We start from the raw sequence: 1,294 nt of genomic DNA on the forward strand, positions 1-1,294 counted from the left end.
GGACGAGTTCGCGGCGCAGCACGAGCCCGGCCACCAGCCCGATCGCGGCCACGACCAGCGCGACCAGGACCGCCGCGTCCCACCCGATGCGGCCGGTCGCGGCGAGGGCGCCGACAACCGCCACCGGTGCCGCCGCGAGCGTGGCAGCGACGCCGCCGACCAGCAGGACCGGCCGGCCAGGGCCGTGCGGCCGTGGCGCCACGGATCAGAAGACGCGCTCGTCGAACCGGTCCGGCGCAGGCTCGATCACGATCGCACCGTCGCGCCGCACCTCCATCAGCGACAGGCCGCGCCGGTTGGTGCCGTCGGGCATCAGACGCAGGATGCCGAGCGCGCCGGCGAACCCCTGCGGCTGGGTCAGCGCCGCCGGCGAGAGGTCGGGCCCGCCCGGCTCCGTCGCCAGCGTCACCGCGATCGCCGCCGCGTCGAAGGCCACGCCGGCGACGATCGGCGGCACCCTGCCATAGGCCTCGCGATAGCGCGCCTCGAAGGCCGTGCGGCGCTGGTCGTCCGGTGCGGCGTACCAGGCGCCGACCAGCGCCGGTTCGCGTCCGGCATCGGGCATCGCCGCCATGAGCGGCGTGCCGAGGATGCGCACCGGCGGATTGTCGATGTCGTAGAAGGGCAGCAGGGCCGCGACCGCGCGCAGCTGCTCGCCCCCGTCGGCGAGCAGCAGCGTGTCGAAGTCGGGCGGCGGGACGCGCGCCTCGCGCTGGAGCTGCGCCGCGCGCCGGCGCCCCTCGGCGGTGCCGAGCGCGCGCGCGGCACGGATCTGCGCATCGATCGGCCCGCGCCGCGCCTCGTAGTTGGCGAGCCGCCGCACGGCCGGGGCCGGGTTGCCGCCCGGATAGATCTCCTGGCGCACCAGCACCCCGCCCGCCTCCGCCACCGCGCGCCGATAGGCGTCCAGCACCAACCGTCCATAGGCGTTCTCGGGCACCAGCGCGGCGAAGCGCTCCGCCCCGGCGGCGCGCGCGGCGGCCACCACGCGGCGCACCGGCGGCTCGGGCAGGAAGCCGAGCACCCAGAGGCCCGGTCGCGCCTGCGCCGGGTCGGTGGTGAAGGCGAGCACCGGCACGCCCGCCGGACCGGCCACCGGCGCGACCGCCTCCGCCTCCTGCGCGAAGAGCGGACCGAGCACGATCGCCGCACCCTCCGCGATCGCCGCGGGGCCGGGCGGATGCCGCCCCGCCGGGGCGCCGGCGGGATGCGATGGGAGGACGGGCGATACCAACGGCCCCCGCGGGGAGCGGGCGGCCAGGGGGGCCGAAAAACCAGCCACCCCGCCCGCCGG

Annotated in this window: 1 protein-coding gene and 1 pseudogene; both read right to left on the reverse strand. The window is 78.1% G+C overall.

Annotated features, from left to right (window positions below):
* A pseudogene (locus FK498_RS18675) lies at positions 1-202 on the reverse strand (two-component sensor histidine kinase); the annotation flags it as partial.
* A 3-nt stretch (positions 203-205) separates the two neighbouring features.
* A complete protein-coding gene (locus tag FK498_RS18680) occupies positions 206-1,282 on the reverse strand; it encodes a penicillin-binding protein activator (RefSeq protein ID WP_141857202.1) in 1,077 nt (358 codons plus the stop codon).
* Between the last annotated feature and the right edge of the window lie 12 nt (positions 1,283-1,294).

The sequence above is a fragment of the Elioraea sp. Yellowstone genome, from assembly GCF_006704265.1.
Lineage (GTDB): Bacteria > Pseudomonadota > Alphaproteobacteria > Acetobacterales > Acetobacteraceae > Elioraea.